Origin of the sequence: Vreelandella venusta (genome assembly GCF_015689495.1) — a bacterium.
Taxonomy (GTDB): domain Bacteria; phylum Pseudomonadota; class Gammaproteobacteria; order Pseudomonadales; family Halomonadaceae; genus Vreelandella; species Vreelandella venusta.
In genome coordinates this window covers 2,206,114-2,228,126 of record NZ_CP065135.1, presented here as the reverse complement: position 1 = coordinate 2,228,126, position 22,013 = coordinate 2,206,114, and the positions used below count along the sequence as shown (strand labels likewise).

Sequence of the window (22,013 nt, the reverse complement as noted above, 5' to 3'; positions counted from 1 at the left end):
ATCAGCGCCCCGAGCGTTGTTCCATTAACCAAGCGGCGAGGCCAATTACTACGCCCCAAGCAACAAACAGATACAGCGGTAACCCGCTCATGCTCAAACCGGTGAGCCGATCAACCATGATAATCAACGGGGGGCTGAAGAGCAGTATTGCTAGGGCGAATAAGGCTATTAAACGCTCGATTTGCCGTGAGCCTGGATGTTTCATGAGGCACTGGCATCCTGGCGATCAAACGCGTTGGCCTGCAGCGCCAGCAGCTGCTCTAACGTATCCACGCCACGTGCTTCAAGGCGTGGTAACAACGCTAGCCATAACTCAGCGGTTACACGGGCATCCCCAAGCGCCGTGTGGCGAGTGCCTGGTGGAAACGTCAGGTCGTAGCGTTGTGCCAAGGTATCTAAATCATGTCCATCTAAGGCTTCGTCTAATGCTCTTGAGATTAATAAGGTATCGATAACTGGCAAATCAAAGACAACCCCTTTGTTAGTAATGGCGAGCATATCAAAAGCGGCATTATGCGCTAATAGAACCGCTTCACCGACGTAATCTCGAAAGCGCGTGAGGACAATATCAAGGGGCGGTGCACCGGCCACGTCAGCATCTGTCAATCCGTGTATGGCTGTACTGGCAGGGGGGATTGGGCGTTTCGGATCGACTTTTTGATCAAAGACCTCGCTGGCCAATAGCCGCGCATTGACCACCCGACAAGCCCCCAGGCTAATCACTGTATCTCCTCGGCGCAGCTCAAGGCCGGTGGTTTCAGTATCAAACGCAACCACCTCTAGGCTACGTAGCGTGCGGTTAGCCAATTCCTCATCGGGTGGCGGCAGGTCAGCAATGCCGAAATCATGGAACTCTGGTCGCGGAGGTGCGGTTTCACGAGGCGCCCCAACGCGCTCCATTGCCGGTAGCGGCAGGCGCAAGCGCGCATGAATAGCATCATCGTCAGCAAGACTCCAAATATCGCTTGCATGCTGACGCAGTACGTCAGACACCAGCGGATTAAGCGGTAGCGATGGCAGGGGCTGGCGACGCCATTTCGCTAGTTCATGCTCTGGCAAGGGGCTGCCTTGCCAAATTAAGTCCAAATAAACCCGCTTGTTGCCAAGGCATATCTCACCTTCAAAATGGCTAACCGGCAGGTGAGAATTCAGATGCTTGATTAAGGAATCAAACAGAACAATTAGTGCCGGTGCATCGCCTTTAAACCAGGCAGGCATACCAACAGGGGTGATGAGTCGATGCGCTGGGTCTAAGCGTTCATCCAGGGCTTGCCAGAAGTCATTCGACCACATGGGAGTTAAACGCTCACCTTGATGTTGCAAATCATCCAATAACTGTCCGATTTGACCAACATTATCGCCAAGGGTCGCGCCTTCCTCTTGAATTACCTGCTCGAACCGCTGGCGTAACATAGGGTTCTCCGCACCGTTATGGCGCAGTTGTATCAGTGCATCCGCTGCGCTGGTCAGGCTTGCCGTGTGTTGGCGTAACAAGGGGAGCTTAGAGGCGAGTTCTGCTCTAACCCCCATTTCATTTGACCAGGACGCGGTTGCATCGCTAAACGTTAGTAGTGTTTCTCCATCACTGCCAGGAACTCGGCGTAGCACAACCTTTAACCAGCGGTTATCACAGGGGGCAAGCAGCTCGCGGGGTGAACCATCCGCGGGAAGTTGGCTAAGCGCTTGTTGCAGGCTGGCAACGGGCAGCAGCGCCTCTAGGCGTTTACCCAAGCCCAGCGCCGTATTATCGATAAAGAAATCTTCCGCAGCCTGGTTGAAGAGCATCAAGCGGCGGTGGTGGTCACATAGTAATAAGGGAGTTTCGAGTACTTGCAGTAGCGTTTCTAGTTCGCGACGTATTTTTGCGGCGCTACGTGCGCCGTCGGCATGCGCTGTGGCTAATTGATTGCGATCAATGCGCCAACTCTCACGCACTCTTCGCAGATCAGGGCCGAGCCCTTTCAGCCAACCTTCTGGCGGGTGTTCATCACGCGCATCTGGGTTTGCCACTAACCTAGCCAGTTGAACCTGTAAATGACGGAGAGGGGTGAACAGCATGCGTTCTAGTAGCAGGCCAACTAAAAAGATTGTCGCGCCGCCGGAAAAACTACCCAACCAGAGCGCGACACGGGTAAGGCCGGTAGGCGTAAGCTGAGCATCTAGCCACGCAGCAAAAATAGCGCCCCCCAGCAAACTGATACCACTTAGCAATAGCCATAGGCCAATGAGCCGCTGACGTTTAGGGAGCCCATTGCGGGTCATTGCGGGTTACCACTGAGCAGTGATTTAACTTTTTCAATTAACGACTGGGTCGAAAACGGTTTGGTAATGTAGTCATCAGCTCCTAGTGCTAAGCCTTTCTCGCGTTCGATATCTCGCCCATGGGCGGTCAGCATAATGACCGGCAGCTGAGCGGTCGCTTCTGAACGGCGAAGGTGCTCAAGTACATCAAAACCGCTGATTCCGGGCAGACTTATATCAAGCAGCAGCAGATCGGGAGCTGAGTCGTTGATGCGTTCGAGTGCGGCTTCTCCGTCGTAGGCGGTGACAACTTGAAAGCCTGCCTGCTCCATTAAAAATTCCAGAGACAGTACAATATTGGGCTCGTCGTCGACCACGAGTACTTTGGCCATGATGCCCTCCCTAAAGGGGTCGTTGTTAGGTGTTTGATTAGAGTGTATGTAGCGCGACAGGTTAGGCCAAGACGACCTTGGCCGAATGCTCGTCATGTCTGTCATCAAGTGGCTGCTGTTTACTTCGCTTAGTGGGCTTTTTATTAAGGTGTTTATGCGCGTTTTATTATTGTCTGCTTATGAGGCTGTTAGTCACCGCTATTGGGCTCACAGTCTGATGGCCGAAGTAAGTGATGTCTCTTGGACGTTGCTTAGCTTGCCACCACGCCACTTTTCGTGGCGAATCCGCGGTAACCCATTGAGTTGGTGGTTAAAAGAGTATGAGACGCTGAGTGAACCCTATGAGGTTGTGTTAGCCACTTCGATGGTCGATATTGCCACGCTGGTTGGCTTATTTCCGCATTTAGGGCGTGCCAGAAAGATTGTTTACTTTCATGAAAACCAGTTTGCCTACCCAGAGTCTAGCGATCAGATCTCCCAGGTAGAGGCCAAGATGGTCAATTTATACGCAGCGTTGGCGGCGGATACGCTGGTGTTTAATAGCGCCTACAACCGCGACTCTTTTTTCGACGGTGCGCGGCGGTTGTTAAAAAAAATGCCTGAAAACCTGCCAGCAGCTAAGCCGTTAGAGCGCTTGCGCCAACAGGCAAAAGTGTTACCTGTACCAATAATGCCGCTAGCGGTTATTCCCCAGGTAAGCGTACACCCACGGCGGATTATCTGGAATCATCGCTGGGAGTACGATAAAAATCCCGAGGATTTCTTTGCAGTGCTGTTCAAACTGAGTGAGCAGCGGGTGCCCTTTGAGTTGGCGGTGCTTGGGCAGCGCTTTCGCGATGTACCTGCCATTTTTGATGAGGCAGAAGAGCGCTTGGCGGCGCACACAATTTGCTGGGGGCCACAGCCAGAGGCGGAGTATCGAGCGTTGCTAGCAGGCGGTGGTATTGTGGTCTCTACTACATGGCACGAGTTCCAGGGGTTAGCCATTATGGAGGCGGCCCAGCGCGGCGCGGTCCCGCTAGTGCCAGACAGGCTGTGTTTCCCCGAATTATACCCGAACGACTATCGCTTTGATGGCACGCGAGAGGGGCTTTACCAACGCCTGCACGCTTGGTTAACCGACCCTGCTAGCCAGCCAACGCTTTTGAACACCTGGCAGTGGCAGTGGCCCGAATGGCGTCACGCGTATCGTGCGCTTTTGATGGGACACTGATCACTGCATTGTTGGCCGAAGCCCGGCTTTGTTCAGGTTAACAGCCTGCGGACTTAAGCAAGTTCGGTTTTGTCTTGATAATCGCACAGGTCTTCAATAATGCAGCTGCCGCAGCGGGGCTTACGGGCAATGCAGGTATAGCGCCCATGAAGAATCAGCCAGTGGTGGGCGTCCTGTTTAAATGCCTTAGGAACATGGCGTAGTAGCTTTTGCTCAACCTCAACGACATCTTTGCCTTTGGCGATGCCCGTGCGGTTAGAAACTCGAAAAATGTGTGTGTCTACGGCGATGGTAGGCTGGCCAAACGCGGTGTTTAAAATCACATTGGCGGTTTTTCTGCCTACCCCCGGTAAGGCTTCCAGCGCTTTGCGTGTTTCAGGGACCTCGCCACCATGTTGGTTGATCAGCAAGTGACAGGTTTTCATCAGGTTTTCGGCTTTAGTGTTAAACAGCCCAATGGTTTTAATGTAACTTTTTAGCCCATCGATACCCAGGTCAATGATCCCTTGGGGCGTATTGGCCACAGGGAAAAGCTTATCAGTGGCCTTGTTAACACCAACGTCCGTGGCTTGAGCAGATAGCAGCACCGCGGCTAGCAGTTCAAAGGGCGTGCTCCAGTTTAGCTCAGTCGTGGGATGCGGGTTCTCCGCCTGCAGGCGAGCAAAAATTTCATGACGCTTTTGGGCATTCATCGGGTGCTCTCTTGGTTATTTGATAGTGCCAGTAACGCGTACGCGACGTTCGGTTCGGGAGACGGCTTGAACAGGTTGCGCGCGAGCGCTACGGCGTTGATCAATTACATTCTTTAGCGCAATCAACAGCCCCGCAACGAAAAAAGCCCCGGGTGGCAGTACGAAAAACAAAAATTGATAATCATCGACGAAGGTGAGTTGCCAGTTGCTGGCAATCGGCCCAAATAGTAGTTCCATATCGCTAAACAGCGTGCCTTGCCCAAGCAGCTCGCGTAGTGCCCCGAGCAGAATCAATACGGCACCAAACCCCAGCCCCATCATAAAGCCATCAATGGCGGCCGGTATGACTGGCTGGCGGGAGGCGAACGCATCTGCACGCCCTAAAATGGCACAGTTAGTGACGATCAATGGAATAAAAATTCCCAATACTTGGTAAAGCGAATAGGCAAATGCAGCCATTAAAAGCTCAGCGCAGGTCACGAAAGCGGCAATCACCATAACAAAGGCAGGCAGTCTTACTGCGCTGGGAACCTGGTGGCGAATCAGCGAAATAGTCGTGCTAGCACCCACCATGACAAGCAGGGTAGCGAATGCCAATCCCAGTGCATTGACAACGCTACCACTAACAGCCAGTAAGGGGCATAGCCCCAGTAACTGAACGAGAGCAGGGTTATTCGACCATAGGCCGTTTCGGGCTAGTTCGCGCCACTGACTCATTGGCTGGACTCTTCGAAGGTGATAGGGAGTTCTGTTTCGGCAGCGTTTTCGGCGACATGTCCGGAGACATAGCTAAGAGCACTCTGGACGGCGTTGACGACTGCGCGTGGCGTAATGGTGGCGCCTGTGAAAGCGTCAAAGTGGCCGCCATCTTTACCTACGGCCCATCCTCCCGGCGGCAGGCTATTTAAACTCAAACCGTTAAATTTAGTTATCCAGTCACTACGCTGGCGCTCAATGTCATCGCCAAGCCCAGGCGTTTCTTGGTGGTGGGTAACGCGTACCCCGGTAATACGTTGCTGCTGGTCAATGCCCACCAGTAGCCGAATTTCGCCATTATAGCCTTGGCGAGTAACGACCGGCAGGATGACGACCCGCTGATGATCGCGCTGGACGTACCATCCCTGTTGAGGTTCGCGGTGCCCCAGCTGTTCCGGGTTAGGAAGTTTGAATACGCCATCTAAAACCGTTTGAACCGCTACGTCTGCTAATGCGGCAGGCAATACATCCTGCAGTTGGCGGTGTTGATAGGCTAGCTGATGATCAGCGATACGCTCGGCAGTCACCGCTCGGGTCAACGCAACGCTGCCTGCAGTGACCAGCGAGAACATTCCTAAGGCGAAAGCGCCGCGTAGCATGGCTTGGCGGGAGGTCATGGTGAGTCACCGTGCTTGGCATGCTGCTGTGCTTTAGGCTGGCCCGTAGGGCGTGGCACGGTATAGATATCCAATAGCGGTACACATAAGTTCATCAGTAAAACGGCAAATGCCACTGCATCGGGGTAGCCGCCAAACGTGCGAATAATCATCACCAAGGCGCCAATCCCCGCGCCAAAAAATAGTTTTCCTCGGCGGCTGGTCGCCGCTGAGACGGGATCAGTGGCAATGAAAAATGCACCGAACATTGCTGCACCCGTGGTTAGGTGAAACAGCGGTGACGCAAAGTGGCTTGGGTCGCTGGCATAAAAAAGCGTGGCTAGCACTGCCATGCTAACAAGCATCGAGACAGGGATATGCCAACTGATAATCCGTTTGGCAATTAACAACAGTCCACCTGCTAACCAGGCTAGCGCGACGTTGCGCCAAGCGTTCAATGTTCCTTCAGGTAAAGGCTGACTAGCCCAAAACTCGCTGGCCAGTAGCGTTTCGCCTTTATGTTTAAAGGCATCTAGCGGCGTAGCACCACTTAGTGCATCAAGCGTGGCTGCCGATAAGGTACCAGTTATCTGGGGCCATAGGTTTTCAGAGATAAATGGCTGCGGAGGTGACCATAACGTCATATACGTGGGGAACGACACTAATAACAGCGCGTAACCCACCATAGCGGGATTGAAAGGATTCTGGCCTAGGCCGCCATACAGGTGTTTAGCAACCACGATGGCCGCAATAACGCCTATCCCAATGAGCCAACAGGGGCTAGCAGGTGGTAGCGATGCACCTAGCAGTACGCCGGTTAATAGCGCACTTGAATCTCTAAGCGCAGGCTGTAACGGACGCCGGCGAAGTTTTAACACCAGCGCTTCTGCGCCGAGTGCAAATAGGGCGGCTAAAAGCACATTACTAATAACGCCCAGGCCGAAGTAAAACGTCATTGCGCCAAGGCCCGGTGCAGTGGCGACGATCACCCATCGCATTAGCTGGGCGGTGGGTGGCATCGTATTAACTGATTCAGTCGTTCGCTGCGAGGCGTGCATCATGCTCATGGCGATTCCTGTTGTGCCATCGTGGCGCGAGCTTCAGCCAGCCGGGTATCAGCTGCCTTAAGGTTTTCTTGGGCGGTGGCCAGTTGAGTTTCTAAATCATCGTGGCGCTGATTTGGGTCTTCAGCTGCAGCCCTTGCGAGGGTTTTTTCAGCTTTTCTCACTGCCGCTTTAGCGGCGGTTTGAGCAATCCGCAAGCTGCGTAAATCCACTACTGGCGTTGTGCTGTCGGTTGTCTTTGCGCTATCTGACGTCTGACGACTTTGTGCCTGCCTCGCTTGGCGACGAGCTTGCTTCTCGGCATTCTCGCGCGCCAGCCGAGCCTGACGAAATTCAAAGCGATGTTTAGCGTGATCGGCTTTGGCGGACTCAATGCGCTTAATGCGAATACGCTGCTTTGCCGAACGATAGTCTTGTACTAATGGAATGTAACTAGGGCAAACATAACTGCAGGCGCCGCACTCAATACAATCAAATAAGTGGAGTTTTTCCAATGTAGCGTCGTTCTCTGCACGGGCATACCAATGCAGCTGTTGCGGAAGAAGCTGAACAGGGCAAACACTTTCACAGGCACCGCAGCGAATGCAGGGGGACTCACAAGGGGCTGGAGGAAGCTCTTCACGGGTAGCTGCAATCAAGCAGTTTGTCGTTTTGGTCACCGAGGCATCAAGTGTTGTGAGTGGTGAGCCCATCATCGGGCCGCCCACAATGACTTGATGAAGCTGTTGGTTTAATCCTACCTGCTGAAGCAGCGTTTCAACAGGTGTGCCAAGGCGCACCCAGTAGTTGCCTGGTGTGCTGATGGCGTCTCCCGTCAAGGTGACAATTCGCTCGACCAAAGGTTTACCATCACGTACTGCATATAGCGCTGCCAGCAGTGTGCCGGGGTTGTGGCAGAGAACACCGACATCGGCCGGAAGGCCACCACTGGGAACATCGAGGTTGAGCAGTTTTTTGATCAGTTGGCGCTCACCACCGCTGGGATAGCGGGTCTCGATGACCTCCATCGTTATGCTCACTGGATGCTGGCAGTCAGACTTTTGAAAGTGAGAGAGCACCTCTCTTAATGCATGGATCGCTTCGGGCTTATTATCTTCAATACCCACCACAATCTGATGGGCACCACAAAGCCTAGCGACCATTTGCGCGCCTTCCAGTATCTCGGTTGGATAGTGGCGAAGAGCCAAGTCGTCTGCTGTGATATACGGCTCGCATTCGGCGGCGTTGACGACGAGCGTATCAATGCGCTGATGATCCGCAATTTGGGCTTTGATATAAGCAGGAAAGCCTGCACCACCAAGGCCTACTAGCCCACAGCTGTCTAGTCTAGCAATGATCGCTTGGTGGTCTTCGCTACGCCAGTCAAGCGAGGGCAGCGTTTGCCAGCGGTCTAAACCATCGGCATCGATGGTGATGGCGCTATCACTAATCTGAGTCACTGTCCCACTAATGCTGGCGTGCAGATTGGCCGATATCATGCCATCTCGTTGGGCAATCAGGCTACCTACCTGAACCGCATCTCCGATCGCCACACAGGGGGTCGCGGGATTACCTGAATGCTGTTTGAGCGGAAGTGTTACCCGGGTAGGTAGCGTCGCGTTGCGAAGCGGCGATTGGTTAGAGCGGTCTTTTCGTTCGGGCGGAGTAATGCCACCTGGAAATTCATAGGCTGGCATGCTGGCTCCTGGTTAGCTGGCGATCGCTGGCGATTAACGGTGCTATGGTGACGACAGGCTGCCATTGGTTGAGAGGCTTGCTTCTGGGCAACATATCAATACAGTCGACGGGGCAGGGGGCAACGCACAAATCGCAGCCGGTGCATTCATCTTCTATCACCGTATGCATTTGCTTTGCAGCGCCAATAATGGCATCCACTGGGCATGCTTGGATGCACTTAGTGCAGCCAATGCACTCGGCTTCACGAATAAATGCAACGCTATCTTCGCTGGCTGCTTCGCCATCCAGTGGCACAGGCTCTCGGCCTAATAAGTCTGCTAATGCGTGAATAGTCGCTTCGCCGCCTGGCGGGCACTTATTCAAAGCATCACCCTGATTGATGGCTTCGGCATATGGCCGACAGCCTGGGTAACCGCACTGACCACATTGGGTTTGTGGCAGCAGCGCATCAATCTGCTCTACCAGCGGGTTCTCTTCGCCCTTGAAACGCACACTGGCCATTCCCAGTAGTGCTCCAAACGTGATGCCAATTCCGGTCAACACCCCCACTGCGCTGAGAATGCCCCACCAAGAAAATATGTCTCCCATGGCGGTTACCCCTGTACTAAACCTGAAAAGCCGAGAAAGGCCAGTGACATAAGACTGGCGGTGACCATTGCAATGGCGGCACCTCTAAACGGGGTTGGTATATCAGCACTGGCCAATCGCTCTCGCATCGCTGCGAACAGCACCAAAATCATCGAAAAACCCAGCGCAGCGCCCAAGCCATAGAGAGTCGTATGAAAGAAACTAAGCTCGCGGTTAAGTGATAACAGGGCAACGCCAAGTACCGCACAATTAGTCGTAATCAGCGGTAGAAAGATCCCCAGCACTTGATGCAACAGTGGACTGAGTTGGCGCACCATGATTTCGGTGAATTGCACGACGGCGGCAATAACAACGATAAAGCTGATAGTGCGAAGATAAGTAACGTCTAAGGGTACAAGTAAGCCATGATAGACCACATAGCTAGCGGCAGATGCTAGTGTTAGCACAAACGTCGTCGCCAGCGACATACCCATCGCGGATTCCAGCTTATTGGAAACCCCCATAAACGGGCAGAGCCCTAAAAACTGTACCAATACGAAGTTGTTGACCAGTGCAGTGCTGACCAAAATCAAGAAGAGTTCATTCATAGCGGCGTATTGTGCGCAGAAAAATCGTTGCTGGCTAGTAGGGGGAGCGCTATGACTGATTATTGAGCAGAAATAAGCTCTAGGTCAGCAGAGCTTGCTACCGCTCTGCCGATGCCCACCCTCCCTTAATACCGCCAGCTGCAAGCTTAGGTCTTGACCTTGAAAGCGCTTCAAATCTGTCATCAAACCGACATCATCCCGGCATACTCTCATCCAAATTAAAATCAGCTAGGGAGGGGGAACACAATGTCGACTTCAGGAGTTGTCTTACCGACGCAGGGGGAGCGCCCTGGGACGTCGCAATGGCTATCATGGTTAATTGTCATTGGACTGGTTTATTTGTTGTTAGCTGCGGTCGGGGCTATTGGAGATGGTTTCAAGGCTGCTACCGCAAGCAATGCTAAGGAGCTATTTTCATTTGCCACTAATCCAATCATTGGATTAGTTATCGGGGTTGTCGCAACCGCGCTAATTCAGAGTTCAAGTACTGTAACCGCTATCATTGTGGGGATGGTGGCGGGGGGCTTGCCAGTCAGTATTGCGATTCCGCTTATCATGGGTGCCAACATTGGTACTTCGCTGACCAGTACTATCGTTAGTTTAGGCCATGTGCGTAGTGGTGAAGAGTTTCGCCGTGCCTTCTCTGCGGCGACGGTGCACGATGCGTTCAATATCGTTGCCGTGGCTATATTGCTTCCCTTAGAAATGATGTTTGGTTTTTTAGAAAAAACCTCTGCCTTGCTGGCGGGCTTTTTTGTTAGCGATGCCAGCGTCGACATGAAAAGCGTCAATTTCATGAAAATGGCGATTTCACCGGCGACCGACTTGCTGAGCGCCTCGGTATCGTGGCTGCCGAATCAGGTCTGGATGGGCATTGCGCTGATTGTTATTGGGGTGGCACTAATCCTCTTTGTGGTAACGGCGATTGGTAAAGTATTGCGCAAGGTCATGGTGGGTAAGGCGCGTGACATCATGCACGCAAGCGTGGGGAGAGGGCCTGTCTCGGGCATGTGTTCGGGGGCAATCATTACGCTGTTGGTGCAGTCGTCCTCTACCACCACAGCACTGATTGTGCCACTTGCTGGCACGGGGGTATTTAATCTCAGGCAGGTCTATCCGTTCACCTTAGGTACCAATGTGGGTACCTGTATCACTGCGCTGCTCGCTGCAACGGCGATAAGTGGCCCAACGGCGGTATTGGCTATGCAGATTGCCTTGGTGCATCTGATGTTTAACCTAGTGGGGATACTGGTCATATACGGCCTGCCTTTTTTACGTGGCGTTCCACCTAGCATTGCCACTGGCCTTGCGGAGCTGGCACAGAAAAACAAACTCTATGTGGTGGCTTATATTTTAGGTGTTTTCTTTATGCTGCCATTGCTCCTGATCGGGGCGAGCCAGTTGTTTTGATCTAAGGGGATGGAATCGGTATGAGTTCACAGCGCAGAATTGAGACAGAAGCACGTATTCGCGAACTACGTGAATCGATTGATGAACTGGAAGCACAGTTGGCTGAGGCGTCCACCCAGGAGCGGGAAGAGCATGAGCAGCATGAGCTAATCGACCAGCTTGATCAGTATATTGATGCTGTAGATACCAAAGTGAGCGGTCTTAAAACCTTCTGGCAAGCTCTCAAGAAAGAGCTGGGGGGAGGCAATGACTAATGCTACACGCGGATATTCCTACTCCTTGATAGCGTCAGGCATGCTGTTGGGCCTTGTGCTTCAAGGCTATAGCGAGGATAGCCACTCAATGCAGGCAGCCGCCTCTGGTGATTTAACTGCCAGTGGTTCCAGTACCGTTTACCCATTGACGCGAGAAGCAGCACGTCGCTATGAGCGCGCCAATCCTGATGCCAATATTGCCGTCGAGTTCACTGGAACAACGGCTGGTTTTGAGAAGTTTTGTGCAGGCGAGACTGATATTAATAATGCATCGCGGCCAATAGACGAAAGCGAACGGGCTGTGTGCGCATCTAACGATGTAGCGTATGTGGAAGTGCCTATTGCGATGGATGCGATTTCGATCGTGGTGCATCCATCCAACCGCTGGGCAAATGATATTACTGTCGACGAACTTCACAGGCTTTGGTCTCCGGCGTCAGAAGGCGAGGTCATGACGTGGCGTGATGTGCGTGCAAGTTGGCCAGATGAACCCATTGAGCTATTTGGTCGAGGACAGGACTCGGGAACTTATGACTACTTCACAACGGCCATTGTAGGCACGACGCGTAGTAGTCGGATGGACTACGTTGCCAGCGAAGATGAGGAGTTTCTAGCTGCGCAAATCGCTGCTGAACCAGGTGCTTTAGGTTTCTTTGGTATCGGCGGATATCATCGTCACTGGAATGAGCTAAAGCTCCTTGCGGTGGCCAATAGCGATCAACCCGTATTTCCGACGCTGGAAACCGTCAAGCGTGGTGAATACACCCCCTTATCTCGTCCGCTTTATCTTTATCTGAATAGACAAAGTGTTGAGGACAAACCGGAACTTCACCGTTTCGCTATGGCCTATGTCGAAGGCATTCGTGACTGGATTCATTTTACCGGATACCTTCCGCTTGAAGAACAGGAGTATGCTGACACCCTCGACGCGCTTCGTCAGCTTGAGAGCCAGTGAGGGAGTAACAAGCTGACCGCGTATTAGCTGTTTTCTGGGCAGCTTATTGTCGCTAAGCGATGGACAAAAAAAGGGGCTAAGGCTGTAGCAGGCCTTGCCCCTTATTAGTGACTGATTAATCTATTAGCCGTTAAGTTACACGCTGTCCTGGTTCCGCACCGGCATCGGGTGAAAGGAGGTAAATACCTTCTTTGTTAGCAGATGCTAATACCATGCCTTCTGATAAACCGAAGCGCATTTTACGAGGAGCTAAGTTAGCCACCATAATCGTCAAGCGGCCTTCAAGCGCTTCTGGTGAATAAGCCGAACGAATACCTGAAAAGACGTTACGTGTTTCACCGCCTAAATCCAGCGTAAGCTGGAGCAGTTTGTCAGCGCCTTCAACGTACTGAGCTTTGGCAATACGGGCAATGCGTAAATCAACTTTCGCGAAATCATCAAAGCTGATTTCTGCTGCAATTGGCTCTTCCGCCAAGGGGCCTTTGGGAGTGTTTTTCAGCTTCTGTTCTTCCACTAAATCCTCCTTGGATGCCTCAATCATAGCGTCAATCTTATCCCGCTCAACCCGCGTCATTAACGGCTTGAATTTGTTGATCGAATGATTGACTAATACGCTATTGCGGCTGTCCCAATCGAGTGATTCGATCGCTAGGAATTCACGTGCCTGTTCGGCCATGCTTGGCACCACTGGTGCAAGATAGACCATCAACTGGCGGAATAAGTTGATGCCAACTGAGCAGATTTCCAGCACTTCGGTATCACGGCCTTCCTGCTTGGCTAGCGCCCAGGGGGCCTTGTCGGCGATGTACGTATTGGCGTCGTCGGCCAATTCCATGATTTTGCGCATAGCCCGGCTAAATTCACGCGCCTCAAAATCGTCGGCAATCTCGTCGCCAGCCGCGATAAAGCGCGCGACCATTTGTGGTTCGGCGCAGTGTTCAGCCAGCTTGCCGCCGCCCAGCTTTTTGACAAAACCGGCGCAGCGGCTGGCGATATTGACTACTTTGCCTACCAGGTCAGCATTAACCCGCGCAGAAAAGTCGTCGAGGTTAAGATCTAGGTCATCCACTTTAGATGTCAATTTAGCGGCAAAGTAGTAGCGTAAGTACTCTGGATTTAAATATTCAGCGTAGGTAGCTGCTTTAATGAAAGTGCCACGAGATTTTGACATCTTGGCGCCGTCTACAGTTAAAAAACCGTGACAGTTGACCGCAGTCGGCGTACGGAGGTCTGCACCATGCAGCATGGCAGGCCAGAATAAGGCATGGAAATAGACAATATCTTTGCCAATGAAGTGGTAAACCTCTGCGTCGGAATCTTTCCTCCAAAAAGTATCGAAGTCGATACCTTTTCGCTCACATAGGTTTTTAAAACTTGCTAAGTAGCCGATGGGGGCATCTAGCCAGACATAGAAGTATTTACCTGGAGCATCCGGGATTTCAAAGCCAAAGTAGGGGGCGTCTCGGGAGATGTCCCACTCATTAAAGCCCGACTCGAACCACTCCATCAGCTTGTTACGAATTTGCGGCTGTACATGGCCGTCATTAATCCATTGCTGAAGGAACTCTGCAAAGTCTGGTAGCTTGAAGAAGTAATGCGTAGAGCTGCGTACTTCTGGTGTTGCCCCAGAAATAGCTGAGACAGGATTGATCAAGTCAGCAGGCGTGTAAGTGGCGCCGCACTTTTCACAGTTATCGCCATATTGATCATCGGCACCACATTTTGGACACGTGCCCTTAATAAAGCGGTCCGCTAGGAATAGGCCCTTTTGCGGATCAAACATTTGCTCAATATCGCGGGTGGCAATGTGGCCTTTATCACGTAAGCGGGTGTAGATCAGTTCGCTAAAATAACGGTTTTCATCTGAATGGGTGGAGTGATAGTTATCAAATCCCACGCCAAAGCGGGCGAAATCTTCCTGATGATCCTGAGAAACGCGCTCAATCAGGGCTTCGGGCGTGATGCCTTCCTGCTCAGCCCGCAGCATAATGGCAGTGCCGTGGGCGTCGTCGGCGCAAACGTAGTAGCACTGCTGTCCACGACTTTTTTGAAAACGCACCCAAATGTCGGTTTGGATGTACTCAAGAAGATGACCCAAATGAATGGCGCCGTTGGCATAAGGGAGCGCGCTTGTCACCAAAATGTTGCGCGGGGCAGTATTTGACATGGTGAATGATAATTCCGGTTAGGCAGTGCAAATTAAGACGGCGAAGTAGAGGTTCGCTTCGCCGGTAACGTCAACATGCTGCTTACAGCGATTACTCCACTAGTAGAGTGCCTGCTCTTCCTGAACGACTTCACGCAGAAGCTCTAAAAAAAGCTTGTCAGCCTCAGAGTGCTCGGTGGGGTCTTCGGGGATATGGACGCTCGTAGTGTCGGAGATTTCGTTGGCAATATTGGCCATCACGGCAGGGCTATTGCCTTCGGCTAGCTGCAGTCGTGCAATCGCGAGGGATTGTTCTAAGATTTTTGGATCTTGGAGCAGCTTGCGAATAAAGTCGCGTAGTTCATTAATAATACGTGTTTTTTGAATTTCTGATGCGGACATTGGAGTTCTCCTTAAGACCGCGCTTGAGGGATGTTCAAGCGAGACCAATGAATGCTTTGACCATAGCACTTTTTTTACTGCTGAGCATGGGTTCCTGGGAGCATTGGGTGCAGCCTGTTGAGTTTTTACTAGCGCACTTGTTCAGCGCCTGTGTCTCCCGTGCATATGTTCCCAGTACGTATGTCTCCAGTACGTATGTCTCCAGTACGTATGTCTCCAGTACGTATGTCTCCAGTACCTTTGCCGCTTTAAAGGCTCAGGCGCCCAGCTTTGTGTTTGACAGGATTGGCGTACTGTTCCAACCAATAAGGCCGCAACGCTTCAGGAATACTTGCCAACCGGGCGTTAAAGCGCTCCCTGTCTTGACGCGTTATCGTTTTACGGGCAATGAGTTCTGGCGATTCGCCTAACGCTTCCAAAGCTAAATAATGGCTAGGGAACAAGCGATAACCGCCGATCACTTGGCGGTCAATTTCCGCTGCCACTTCATCAGGCGTCGCCATATCAGCACCTACTGGACTGCCAAAGCGCAGTTGCACTCGACCTTTTGGACCAGTGATGCCTAACACAATAGAGCGGATATCTTCGAATTCGCTTTTCGCGTAGCTTCCTTCGGTAGCGATGTCGTGAAGTTCCTGAGCTTTCTGCTGATCGCAAGGATCGTATTCGTAGCTAATCGATACCGGCACTAGTTTCAACTCGGCGATGGCGTCACCAAATACCATATCCCGGTCAGCGTTGCGTCTGGCCATGGTCAGCATTTTGATAATGGCTGGGTCGGTGCGATCAATGCCATTTTTAGCTCGACCCTCTCGCTGTGCCATCCAAATAGAGTGCTGGTCAACAGTAATTGAGTGGCGGATATAGGCTGATAGCTGCTGATATGCCGCCAGCATCGCCCGCTTGCCTCGGGCACTGCGCGGTACAATAAAGCTTTTGTTTAACCGCATTAGATCGGTGACGTAGGGCTTTTTCAGCAGATTATCGCCGATCGCAATACGCACGGTATCGCGATTAGCTAGATAAAGCGCGTAGTTCACAAATGCGGGGTCTAGCGATATATCGCGATGGTTGCCTATAAACAGATAGGCGCTGTCGTGGTCGAGCTTATCAAGTCCGGAGACTTCGAAGGCATCCGTAGTAGTGCGAATCATGCGCTCCATATAGCTGGCGATACGCATCTGGAAATCATATACGGATGTAACGCCCTTTACTTCGCGGCGGATGGCATGGCCTGCTAAAGCGCGGGCAATGGGAGGCGCCCACTTGGCCATGCGCGGGAGCCTGAACTGAGTCAATGCATTTAAAAGCTCGCTATCATGTGATAGGCGCTCAAGAACATCGGCCACTTCATGATCCATATAGGGGCGAATATCAGCCCAGGGGTCGTTGGCGGTGTCAGCGTTAAGTGCGTTGTTGTGATGAGTCATGCGATCCGTTGGATATAGGCAGAAATAAACAGTTTACATCAGCAGGCTAACAGCTGAATTAAGCGTCTGGCTGGGAAGCAGCTTCGCGCTGAGCTTCCCCACCCAGCCACTCGATTAGGCGAGGAATATCGTCAGAAAGTGCCTGCGCCATCAAAATAAAATCAGTTTCTAAGCGTGCAAGTGCATCATCGCCATCATCTGCGTGATCAGCTTCCTCTATTAATGCATCGCCAAAACGCAATGATTTCAGCGCTAAATCATCATGCAGAACAAAGCTTAAACGACCTTCCAAGCTAACTGCGAGCTTGCTGGCTTGACGCCCGCTTTCAAGCAATTGCTGGATCTCGTCGCTATCTAGATCAACTTGGCGAGCACGCAGTACGCCATCATCGCCTTTGGCTTTTAACTCAACCTGATCCCCTAACACAAGATCAGCAGGGCGGCTTTCCGCTTCGCCCAGCCATTGCGTCATAGCACGGATAGGCAGTGTTTGTGATGTCAGCGGTGTGACTTTCAAGCTACCCAGCGTTTCACGCAGGAGATCCAGTACATCTTCTGCCCGTGTACGAGAGCTGGCATTGACGCCAATTAATTGATGACGCGTATCCCACCATAAATCGATTTTCTGACTGCGAACAAATGCGCGGGGCATTAGTTCCTCAGTGACTTGCTCTTTCAGCGCGGTTTTTTCTTTGCGCGTTACCTTGCGGCCTTCGCTGGCTTCGATATCAGCGACTTTATCGTCCACTTCCTCTTTTACGACAGACGCGGGAAGCAGGCGCTCTTGGCGCAGAGCTGAAAGAAGTCTGTGGCCTTGGATTTCATGCAGCCGCTGACCACCCCCCAGTCGTCCTGCAGGGGCTGTCCAGCCTAAGCGACGCGCATCCGCATTGCCTAGAGGCTTGGCTGCGTGCTCGTCTAGCGCATTTGCTAGTGTATCGCTATCAAGCTCAGGGGCGCCGTGAAGGCGGTATAAATGTAGGTGCTTAAACCACATGTCACCAATCCTATTTAAAAGGTGGCACATTATGGCGAAACCAAGCCTTTCCTACCAGCGCCTTAGGGGGATTGCCTTATTATTGCACTGGTTTAAAACTTGTGTTTGATTTGAGAGGTTTTGTGAATGGTTAACAGATGTCTAGAGATGGGGGTGTTATGTCTACAGTAATATCCAGCGTTGCGCTGCGAGTACGTGGTTATCATTTAGACGGCTACGGTCACGTCAACAACGCGCGCTATCTTGAATTTATGGAAGAGGGGCGTTGGGCTTTTTTTGATGACCATCCGCGCCTGATAAATCAACTTCATAAGGCCGGTCGAGCATTTGTCGTGGTCAATCTAAATATTGATTATCGAGCGGCCGCTGTACAGAACGATGATTTGCAGATTATGACCGGCATAGTAGGCGTGGGCGATCGTAGTGCGGTTTGTCATCATCGAATTGTGCGTCAAGACGGTGTGTTAGTTGCCCAGGCAGATTTAACCTTTGTTCTGCTTGATGTGAAGGCAAATAAGGCCGCTCCCATTGAAGGAGACGTACGAGCGGTGTTTGAGGGACTTGTGGTCGATAAAGACGCCTTTTAAGCATAAAACGTAATGCCGTTGCCACTGACTGCCCTTGGTGCTTATGCAGTGGTATGATGGTGCTGACTCTGCGCGCCGCCTTGTTGTGGTATCAAGGGCGGCTTTTTTAAGCGCTTTCAACTCTCGCAGTGCCAATGCAGTGCAAAGGATCTGACTTTCATGGGTGACATCGCCAGAGAAATCTTGCCCGTCAATATTGAAGACGAGCTTAAACAGTCGTACCTCGACTACGCGATGAGTGTCATTATCGGTCGCGCTCTTCCCGATGTGCGTGACGGCCTCAAGCCGGTTCACCGGCGCGTGCTTTTTGCCATGCATGAGCTGAGCAACGATTGGAATAAACCGTACAAGAAGTCGGCGCGTGTCGTCGGCGATGTCATCGGTAAATACCATCCGCATGGCGATAGTGCGGTGTATGACACTATCGTTCGTATGGCCCAGCACTTTTCCATGCGTCACGTACTGGTGGATGGTCAGGGTAACTTTGGTTCTATCGATGGTGATAACGCGGCCGCCATGCGTTACACCGAGGTGCGCATGGCGCGCCTTGCCCACGAGCTGCTAGCTGATCTTGAAAAAGACACCGTCGATTGGGTCGATAACTACGACGGCACCGAACGCATTCCTGCCGTGCTACCAACTAAAGTCCCGAACCTGTTAATCAATGGGTCATCCGGGATTGCGGTGGGCATGGCGACCAATATCCCGCCTCATAATATGCGGGAAATAATCGATGGTTGTCTGGCGTTAATTGATGATTACACGCTCACCGTTGATGACCTCATGCAGTACATTCCTGGGCCGGACTTCCCTACCGGGGGCATTATCAATGGTCGTGCGGGTATTTTAGACGCCTACCGCACTGGGCGTGGGCGTATCTATGTACGTGCCTGCCACACGATTGAGCATGATGATAAGAGTGGTCGCGATCACATTATTATCACTGAATTGCCTTACCAGGTGAATAAAGCGCGATTGATCGAAAAAATCGCTGAGCTGGTAAAAGAGAAGAAAATCGAGGGTATTGCTGAACTTCGCGATGAGTCGGATAAAGACGGCCTGCGCGTGGTGATTGAGATCAAACGCGGCGAATCGGGTGATGTCGTCGTCAACAACTTGTTTGCGCAAACACAACTGCAAAATGTGTTTGGGATTAACATGGTGGCGCTGGAAAACGGCCAGCCACGCACTCTTAACCTCAAAGAAATGCTTGAGGCGTTTATTCGCCATCGCCGTGAAGTTGTTACTCGCCGTACCTTGTATGAGTTGAAAAAAGCCCGTGAACGTGGCCATTTGTTGGAAGGACTGGCAGTTGCCATCTCCAATATTGATGAAGTAATCGAGCTTATTAAGGCATCTCCTAATGCCTCTGAAGCGCGCGAAAAATTATTAGCTAAAACGTGGCAACCTGGTCAGGTTACCGCGATGTTGGAACGCGCTGGCGCAACCTCATGCAAGCCTGAAGAGCTGGATGAAGGGTTTGGTCTAAATACCACGGCAACCGAATATCGACTGTCGCCTGCGCAGGCTCAAGCAATCCTAGAGCTTCGTCTGCATCGCCTAACAGGTCTTGAAACCGAGAAGCTGTTAGACGAATACCTGTCGATTCTTGAGAAAATCGCCGAATTTACGACCATCCTGGCGTCTCCTGATCGCCTAATGGAAGTGATCCGAGAAGAGCTGCATGCTGTGCGTGAGCAGTATGGCGATGACCGCCGTACGGAAATTCAGGCGAGCCACCTTGATTTATCGATTGAAGATCTCATCGCTGAAGAAGATATGGTGGTCACTGTTTCCCGCTCCGGCTATGCCAAGACTCAGCCGTTATCTGACTATCAGGCGCAACGCCGTGGTGGACGAGGTAAGTCAGCCACCGCGATGAAAGATGAAGACGTTATTGAACACCTGCTGGTCGCATCTACCCATGACACTGTGCTGCTGTTCTCTAACCGAGGCAAGGTGTATTGGCTGAAAGTGTACGAGATGCCGAATGCTAGTCGTGGCTCTCGAGGCAAGCCGCTGGTCAATATGCTTCCGCTTGAAGAAGGCGAAGCCGTCAACGCCATTTTACCGGTGCGTGATTACGACCCTGAGCACTACATTTTCTTTGCCACGGCGAAAGGTACCGTTAAACGTACCAGTCTTGAGCAATTCTCTCGTCCACGTAGTGTTGGCCTGATTGCCATTGATTTGGAAGAGGGCGACCGTTTGGTGGGAGCGGCTATTACCTCTGGCTCTGATCACGCTATGCTGCTTTCCTCTAACGGTAAGGCGATCCGCTTCGAAGAAGGCAATGTGCGTGCCATGGGTCGTACCGCCCGGGGTGTGCGCGGTATGCGCTTGGCAGGTGATGCTGAAGTTATTAGCTTGATCATTCCTAAGAGCCAGCAAATCGACGCTGAAGATGATGCCGATGTCGATGCGGATGCCCAGGTTGTTGGGGCCGAAAATGCTCAAACGGAAGGTCAGATCTATATCCTCACGGCCAGTGAGAATGGTTACGGCAAGCGTACTCGCCTGGAAGAGTTCCCGCTGCGTGGTCGTGGTGGGCAGGGCGTTATTGCCATGCAAACCAGCGAGCGTAACGGCGCTCTGGTGGCTGCCATGCAAGTCTATGACAGCGATGAAATGATGCTGATCACTGATCGCGGCACCTTGGTGCGTACTCGGGTTGAAGAAGTGTCAACGACCTCGCGCAATACTCAGGGGGTTATGCTGATTCGCCTGGGTAAAGAAGAAAAACTAGTGAAAACTGTCCGTGTGGATGAGCCTGTCGAAATAGATGAGCTTGAGCCAGATAGCTCAGAAACAGACGCCCTAGACACTGGTGCGAGTGATGCCGATGTCGTCGAGAGCGATGCTGTTGATCCCGGCAAGCCAGATAACGCTGACGATGGCGAACAGGAACAGGGAACCGATGACACGTCATTATAACTTTTGCGCAGGGCCTGCGGCCCTGCCTGTTGCAGTGCTTGAACGTGCGCGCAACGAACTGCTGGATTTTCAAGGGCGTGGCTTGTCTGTGATGGAGATGAGCCATCGCAGTGATGAGTTTGTCGCTATTGCTGATCGAGCAGAAGCGGACCTGCGCCATTTGCTGGGTATTCCCAGCAATTACAAAGTGCTTTTCTTGCAGGGCGGAGCCAGCATGCAGTTTGCGATGTTGCCGATGAACTTGCTTGGACAAGGCGGGAGTGCCAACTTCATCCAAACTGGCATTTGGGGGAAAAAGGCGCTTAGTGAAGCTCAGCGGCTAGGGTTTGACTGTCATGTGGCGGCGAGTAGCGAAGCCAATGGCCATACGGCGGTGCCGGATGAAAATGCATTGGCGATTAGCCGCGATGCTGCCTATTTGCATTACACCTCAAATGAAACCATTGGTGGTTTAGAGTTTGACTATACGCCAAGAGTGCAGCGTGCAGATGGTGTAGATGTTCCTTTGGTTTGTGATATGTCGTCGAACATCCTGTCCGGCCCTATTGATGTGGTGCAGTTTGGGGTGATTTACGCGGGAGCTCAGAAAAACATTGGCCCGGCTGGCTTAACCCTGGTCGCTATTCGTGATGACTTGCTTGGCAAAGCATCTGGCTCCATTCCGTCGCTGTTTGATTATCAAATGCTTGCGGATGCGGGCTCTATGGTCAACACGCCGCCAACGTTTGCTTGGTACTTGGCAGGCCTCGTCTTCCAGTGGTTAAAAGATGACATCGGTGGTTTAGAGGTGATGGATAGCATTAACCAGCGCAAAGCGCAGAAGCTTTACGCTGCTATTGATGCCAGTGATTTTTATACAAATCCGATTGCCAGCCGCAACCGTTCCCGCATGAATGTTCCGTTTGTGCTCGCCGATAGCAATTTAGACAGTGTATTCCTGCAAGAAGCTGACGAGGCGGGACTTCTTAACCTAAAGGGCCATCGTAGTGTTGGCGGTATGCGTGCGAGTCTATATAACGCGGTGCCTGAAGAGGCCGTTGATGCGCTAATCGCCTTTATGGCGGATTTTGAACAACGAAGAGGCTAACCATC

The 22,013-nt window shown here is 52.0% G+C and carries 21 protein-coding genes; 7 read left to right on the top strand and 14 right to left on the bottom strand.

Annotated features, from left to right (window positions below; genetic code table 11):
- Nucleotide 1: 1 nt before the first annotated feature.
- Genes IR195_RS10665 through IR195_RS10655 form a run of 3 tightly spaced genes read right to left on the bottom strand, consistent with a single transcriptional unit; the run spans nt 2 to nt 2,633 of the window.
- Entirely contained in the window at nt 2-205 is a 204-nt protein-coding gene (locus tag IR195_RS10665) for a hypothetical protein (RefSeq protein ID WP_125748198.1), read from the bottom strand.
- Entirely contained in the window at nt 202-2,262 is a 2,061-nt protein-coding gene (locus tag IR195_RS10660; protein ID WP_206047468.1) for a 3'-5' exonuclease, read from the bottom strand. The genes IR195_RS10665 and IR195_RS10660 overlap by 4 nt, the downstream gene beginning before the upstream one ends.
- A complete protein-coding gene (locus IR195_RS10655; protein ID WP_146943564.1) occupies nt 2,259-2,633 on the bottom strand; it encodes a response regulator transcription factor in 375 nt (124 codons plus the stop codon). Before IR195_RS10655 ends, IR195_RS10660 begins: the two co-directional genes overlap by 4 nt.
- Nucleotides 2,634-2,787: 154 nt before the next feature.
- On the opposite strand from IR195_RS10655, the gene IR195_RS10650 reads away from it, so the two are divergent.
- The gene (locus IR195_RS10650; RefSeq protein ID WP_206047467.1) at nt 2,788-3,846 is read left to right on the top strand and encodes a tRNA-queuosine alpha-mannosyltransferase domain-containing protein; all 1,059 of its coding nucleotides are present in this window, start codon (nt 2,788-2,790) and stop codon (nt 3,844-3,846) included.
- A 53-nt stretch (nt 3,847-3,899) separates the two neighbouring features.
- On the opposite strand, the gene nth is transcribed toward IR195_RS10650, so the two are convergent.
- The 7 genes from nth to rsxA are packed head-to-tail and all read right to left on the bottom strand — an operon-like array spanning nt 3,900 to nt 9,806.
- Nucleotides 3,900-4,538 carry an endonuclease III gene (nth, locus tag IR195_RS10645; RefSeq protein ID WP_172420925.1) on the bottom strand — a complete coding sequence of 213 codons (639 nt, stop codon included), beginning with the start codon at nt 4,536-4,538 and terminating at the stop codon, nt 3,900-3,902.
- 15 nt (nt 4,539-4,553) lie between these two features.
- On the bottom strand, nt 4,554-5,255 hold the full coding sequence (locus IR195_RS10640; RefSeq protein ID WP_125748186.1) for an electron transport complex subunit E: 702 nt from the start codon (nt 5,253-5,255) through the stop codon (nt 4,554-4,556).
- Complete coding sequence (gene rsxG, locus IR195_RS10635; protein ID WP_125748183.1) at nt 5,252-5,911, bottom strand: electron transport complex subunit RsxG; 660 nt, start codon at nt 5,909-5,911, stop codon at nt 5,252-5,254. The genes IR195_RS10640 and rsxG overlap by 4 nt, the downstream gene beginning before the upstream one ends.
- The gene (locus IR195_RS10630; RefSeq protein ID WP_206047466.1) at nt 5,908-6,957 is read right to left on the bottom strand and encodes an RnfABCDGE type electron transport complex subunit D; all 1,050 of its coding nucleotides are present in this window, start codon (nt 6,955-6,957) and stop codon (nt 5,908-5,910) included. The genes rsxG and IR195_RS10630 overlap by 4 nt, the downstream gene beginning before the upstream one ends.
- The gene (rsxC, locus tag IR195_RS10625) at nt 6,954-8,630 is read right to left on the bottom strand and encodes an electron transport complex subunit RsxC (RefSeq protein WP_206047465.1); all 1,677 of its coding nucleotides are present in this window, start codon (nt 8,628-8,630) and stop codon (nt 6,954-6,956) included. Before rsxC ends, IR195_RS10630 begins: the two co-directional genes overlap by 4 nt.
- Complete coding sequence (rsxB, locus tag IR195_RS10620; protein WP_125748175.1) at nt 8,617-9,219, bottom strand: electron transport complex subunit RsxB; 603 nt, start codon at nt 9,217-9,219, stop codon at nt 8,617-8,619. Before rsxB ends, rsxC begins: the two co-directional genes overlap by 14 nt.
- Before the next feature lie 5 nt (nt 9,220-9,224).
- Nucleotides 9,225-9,806 (bottom strand): electron transport complex subunit RsxA, encoded by a 582-nt coding sequence (gene rsxA, locus IR195_RS10615; RefSeq protein WP_206049721.1) that lies wholly within the window; start codon nt 9,804-9,806, stop codon nt 9,225-9,227.
- A gap of 246 nt (nt 9,807-10,052) precedes the next feature.
- Between rsxA and IR195_RS10610 the strand changes: the two genes are divergently transcribed.
- From IR195_RS10610 to IR195_RS10600, 3 genes are read left to right on the top strand one after another with little or no spacing between them, the layout of a single operon-like run.
- Nucleotides 10,053-11,216, top strand: a complete 1,164-nt coding sequence (locus IR195_RS10610; RefSeq protein ID WP_125748169.1) for a Na/Pi symporter — start codon at nt 10,053-10,055, stop codon at nt 11,214-11,216.
- A 20-nt stretch (nt 11,217-11,236) separates the two neighbouring features.
- A complete protein-coding gene (locus tag IR195_RS10605) occupies nt 11,237-11,470 on the top strand; it encodes a hypothetical protein (RefSeq protein WP_206049720.1) in 234 nt (77 codons plus the stop codon).
- Nucleotides 11,463-12,425, top strand: coding sequence for a PstS family phosphate ABC transporter substrate-binding protein (locus IR195_RS10600; RefSeq protein WP_206049719.1), 963 nt, complete (start codon nt 11,463-11,465; stop codon nt 12,423-12,425). Before IR195_RS10605 ends, IR195_RS10600 begins: the two co-directional genes overlap by 8 nt.
- Nucleotides 12,426-12,555: 130 nt before the next feature.
- On the opposite strand, the gene metG is transcribed toward IR195_RS10600, so the two are convergent.
- The 4 genes from metG to IR195_RS10580 form a co-directional block, all read right to left on the bottom strand.
- A complete protein-coding gene (gene metG, locus IR195_RS10595; RefSeq protein ID WP_125748164.1) occupies nt 12,556-14,592 on the bottom strand; it encodes a methionine--tRNA ligase in 2,037 nt (678 codons plus the stop codon).
- A gap of 99 nt (nt 14,593-14,691) precedes the next feature.
- Nucleotides 14,692-14,973, bottom strand: coding sequence for a hypothetical protein (locus IR195_RS10590; RefSeq protein WP_125748162.1), 282 nt, complete (start codon nt 14,971-14,973; stop codon nt 14,692-14,694).
- A gap of 248 nt (nt 14,974-15,221) precedes the next feature.
- Entirely contained in the window at nt 15,222-16,403 is a 1,182-nt protein-coding gene (locus tag IR195_RS10585; RefSeq protein ID WP_125748159.1) for a 1-acyl-sn-glycerol-3-phosphate acyltransferase, read from the bottom strand.
- Between the two features lie 58 nt (nt 16,404-16,461).
- A complete protein-coding gene (locus IR195_RS10580) occupies nt 16,462-17,400 on the bottom strand; it encodes a recombination-associated protein RdgC (RefSeq protein WP_125748156.1) in 939 nt (312 codons plus the stop codon).
- Nucleotides 17,401-17,558: 158 nt separating this feature from the next.
- Between IR195_RS10580 and IR195_RS10575 the strand changes: the two genes are divergently transcribed.
- The 3 genes from IR195_RS10575 (at nt 17,559) to serC (ending at nt 22,008) form a co-directional block, all read left to right on the top strand.
- A complete protein-coding gene (locus tag IR195_RS10575; RefSeq protein ID WP_206049718.1) occupies nt 17,559-17,987 on the top strand; it encodes an acyl-CoA thioesterase in 429 nt (142 codons plus the stop codon).
- Between the two features lie 159 nt (nt 17,988-18,146).
- A complete protein-coding gene (gyrA, locus tag IR195_RS10570; protein ID WP_206049717.1) occupies nt 18,147-20,921 on the top strand; it encodes a DNA gyrase subunit A in 2,775 nt (924 codons plus the stop codon).
- Nucleotides 20,905-22,008, top strand: a complete 1,104-nt coding sequence (gene serC, locus IR195_RS10565; RefSeq protein WP_206049716.1) for a 3-phosphoserine/phosphohydroxythreonine transaminase — start codon at nt 20,905-20,907, stop codon at nt 22,006-22,008. The genes gyrA and serC overlap by 17 nt, the downstream gene beginning before the upstream one ends.
- The last annotated feature ends 5 nt before the right edge of the window (nt 22,009-22,013 follow it).

Bases quoted from the DNA above. Each gene is read 5' to 3' on its own strand.
- IR195_RS10610 (WP_125748169.1), top strand. From the start codon at position 10,053: ATGTCGACTTCAGGAGTTGTCTTACCGACGCAGGGGGAGCGCCCTGGG.
- IR195_RS10590 (WP_125748162.1), bottom strand. From the start codon at position 14,973: ATGTCCGCATCAGAAATTCAAAAAACACGTATTATTAATGAACTACGC.
- nth (WP_172420925.1), bottom strand. From the start codon at position 4,538: ATGAATGCCCAAAAGCGTCATGAAATTTTTGCTCGCCTGCAGGCGGAG.
- serC (WP_206049716.1), top strand. From the start codon at position 20,905: ATGACACGTCATTATAACTTTTGCGCAGGGCCTGCGGCCCTGCCTGTT.
- IR195_RS10585 (WP_125748159.1), bottom strand. From the start codon at position 16,403: ATGACTCATCACAACAACGCACTTAACGCTGACACCGCCAACGACCCC.
- IR195_RS10660 (WP_206047468.1), bottom strand. From the start codon at position 2,262: ATGACCCGCAATGGGCTCCCTAAACGTCAGCGGCTCATTGGCCTATGG.
- rsxB (WP_125748175.1), bottom strand. From the start codon at position 9,219: ATGGGAGACATATTTTCTTGGTGGGGCATTCTCAGCGCAGTGGGGGTG.
- IR195_RS10640 (WP_125748186.1), bottom strand. From the start codon at position 5,255: ATGAGTCAGTGGCGCGAACTAGCCCGAAACGGCCTATGGTCGAATAAC.
- rsxA (WP_206049721.1), bottom strand. From the start codon at position 9,806: ATGAATGAACTCTTCTTGATTTTGGTCAGCACTGCACTGGTCAACAAC.
- IR195_RS10580 (WP_125748156.1), bottom strand. From the start codon at position 17,400: ATGTGGTTTAAGCACCTACATTTATACCGCCTTCACGGCGCCCCTGAG.
- rsxG (WP_125748183.1), bottom strand. From the start codon at position 5,911: ATGACCTCCCGCCAAGCCATGCTACGCGGCGCTTTCGCCTTAGGAATG.
- rsxC (WP_206047465.1), bottom strand. From the start codon at position 8,630: ATGCCAGCCTATGAATTTCCAGGTGGCATTACTCCGCCCGAACGAAAA.
- IR195_RS10665 (WP_125748198.1), bottom strand. From the start codon at position 205: ATGAAACATCCAGGCTCACGGCAAATCGAGCGTTTAATAGCCTTATTC.
- IR195_RS10650 (WP_206047467.1), top strand. From the start codon at position 2,788: ATGCGCGTTTTATTATTGTCTGCTTATGAGGCTGTTAGTCACCGCTAT.
- IR195_RS10605 (WP_206049720.1), top strand. From the start codon at position 11,237: ATGAGTTCACAGCGCAGAATTGAGACAGAAGCACGTATTCGCGAACTA.
- IR195_RS10630 (WP_206047466.1), bottom strand. From the start codon at position 6,957: ATGAGCATGATGCACGCCTCGCAGCGAACGACTGAATCAGTTAATACG.
- IR195_RS10600 (WP_206049719.1), top strand. From the start codon at position 11,463: ATGACTAATGCTACACGCGGATATTCCTACTCCTTGATAGCGTCAGGC.
- IR195_RS10655 (WP_146943564.1), bottom strand. From the start codon at position 2,633: ATGGCCAAAGTACTCGTGGTCGACGACGAGCCCAATATTGTACTGTCT.
- gyrA (WP_206049717.1), top strand. From the start codon at position 18,147: ATGGGTGACATCGCCAGAGAAATCTTGCCCGTCAATATTGAAGACGAG.
- IR195_RS10575 (WP_206049718.1), top strand. From the start codon at position 17,559: ATGTCTACAGTAATATCCAGCGTTGCGCTGCGAGTACGTGGTTATCAT.
- metG (WP_125748164.1), bottom strand. From the start codon at position 14,592: ATGTCAAATACTGCCCCGCGCAACATTTTGGTGACAAGCGCGCTCCCT.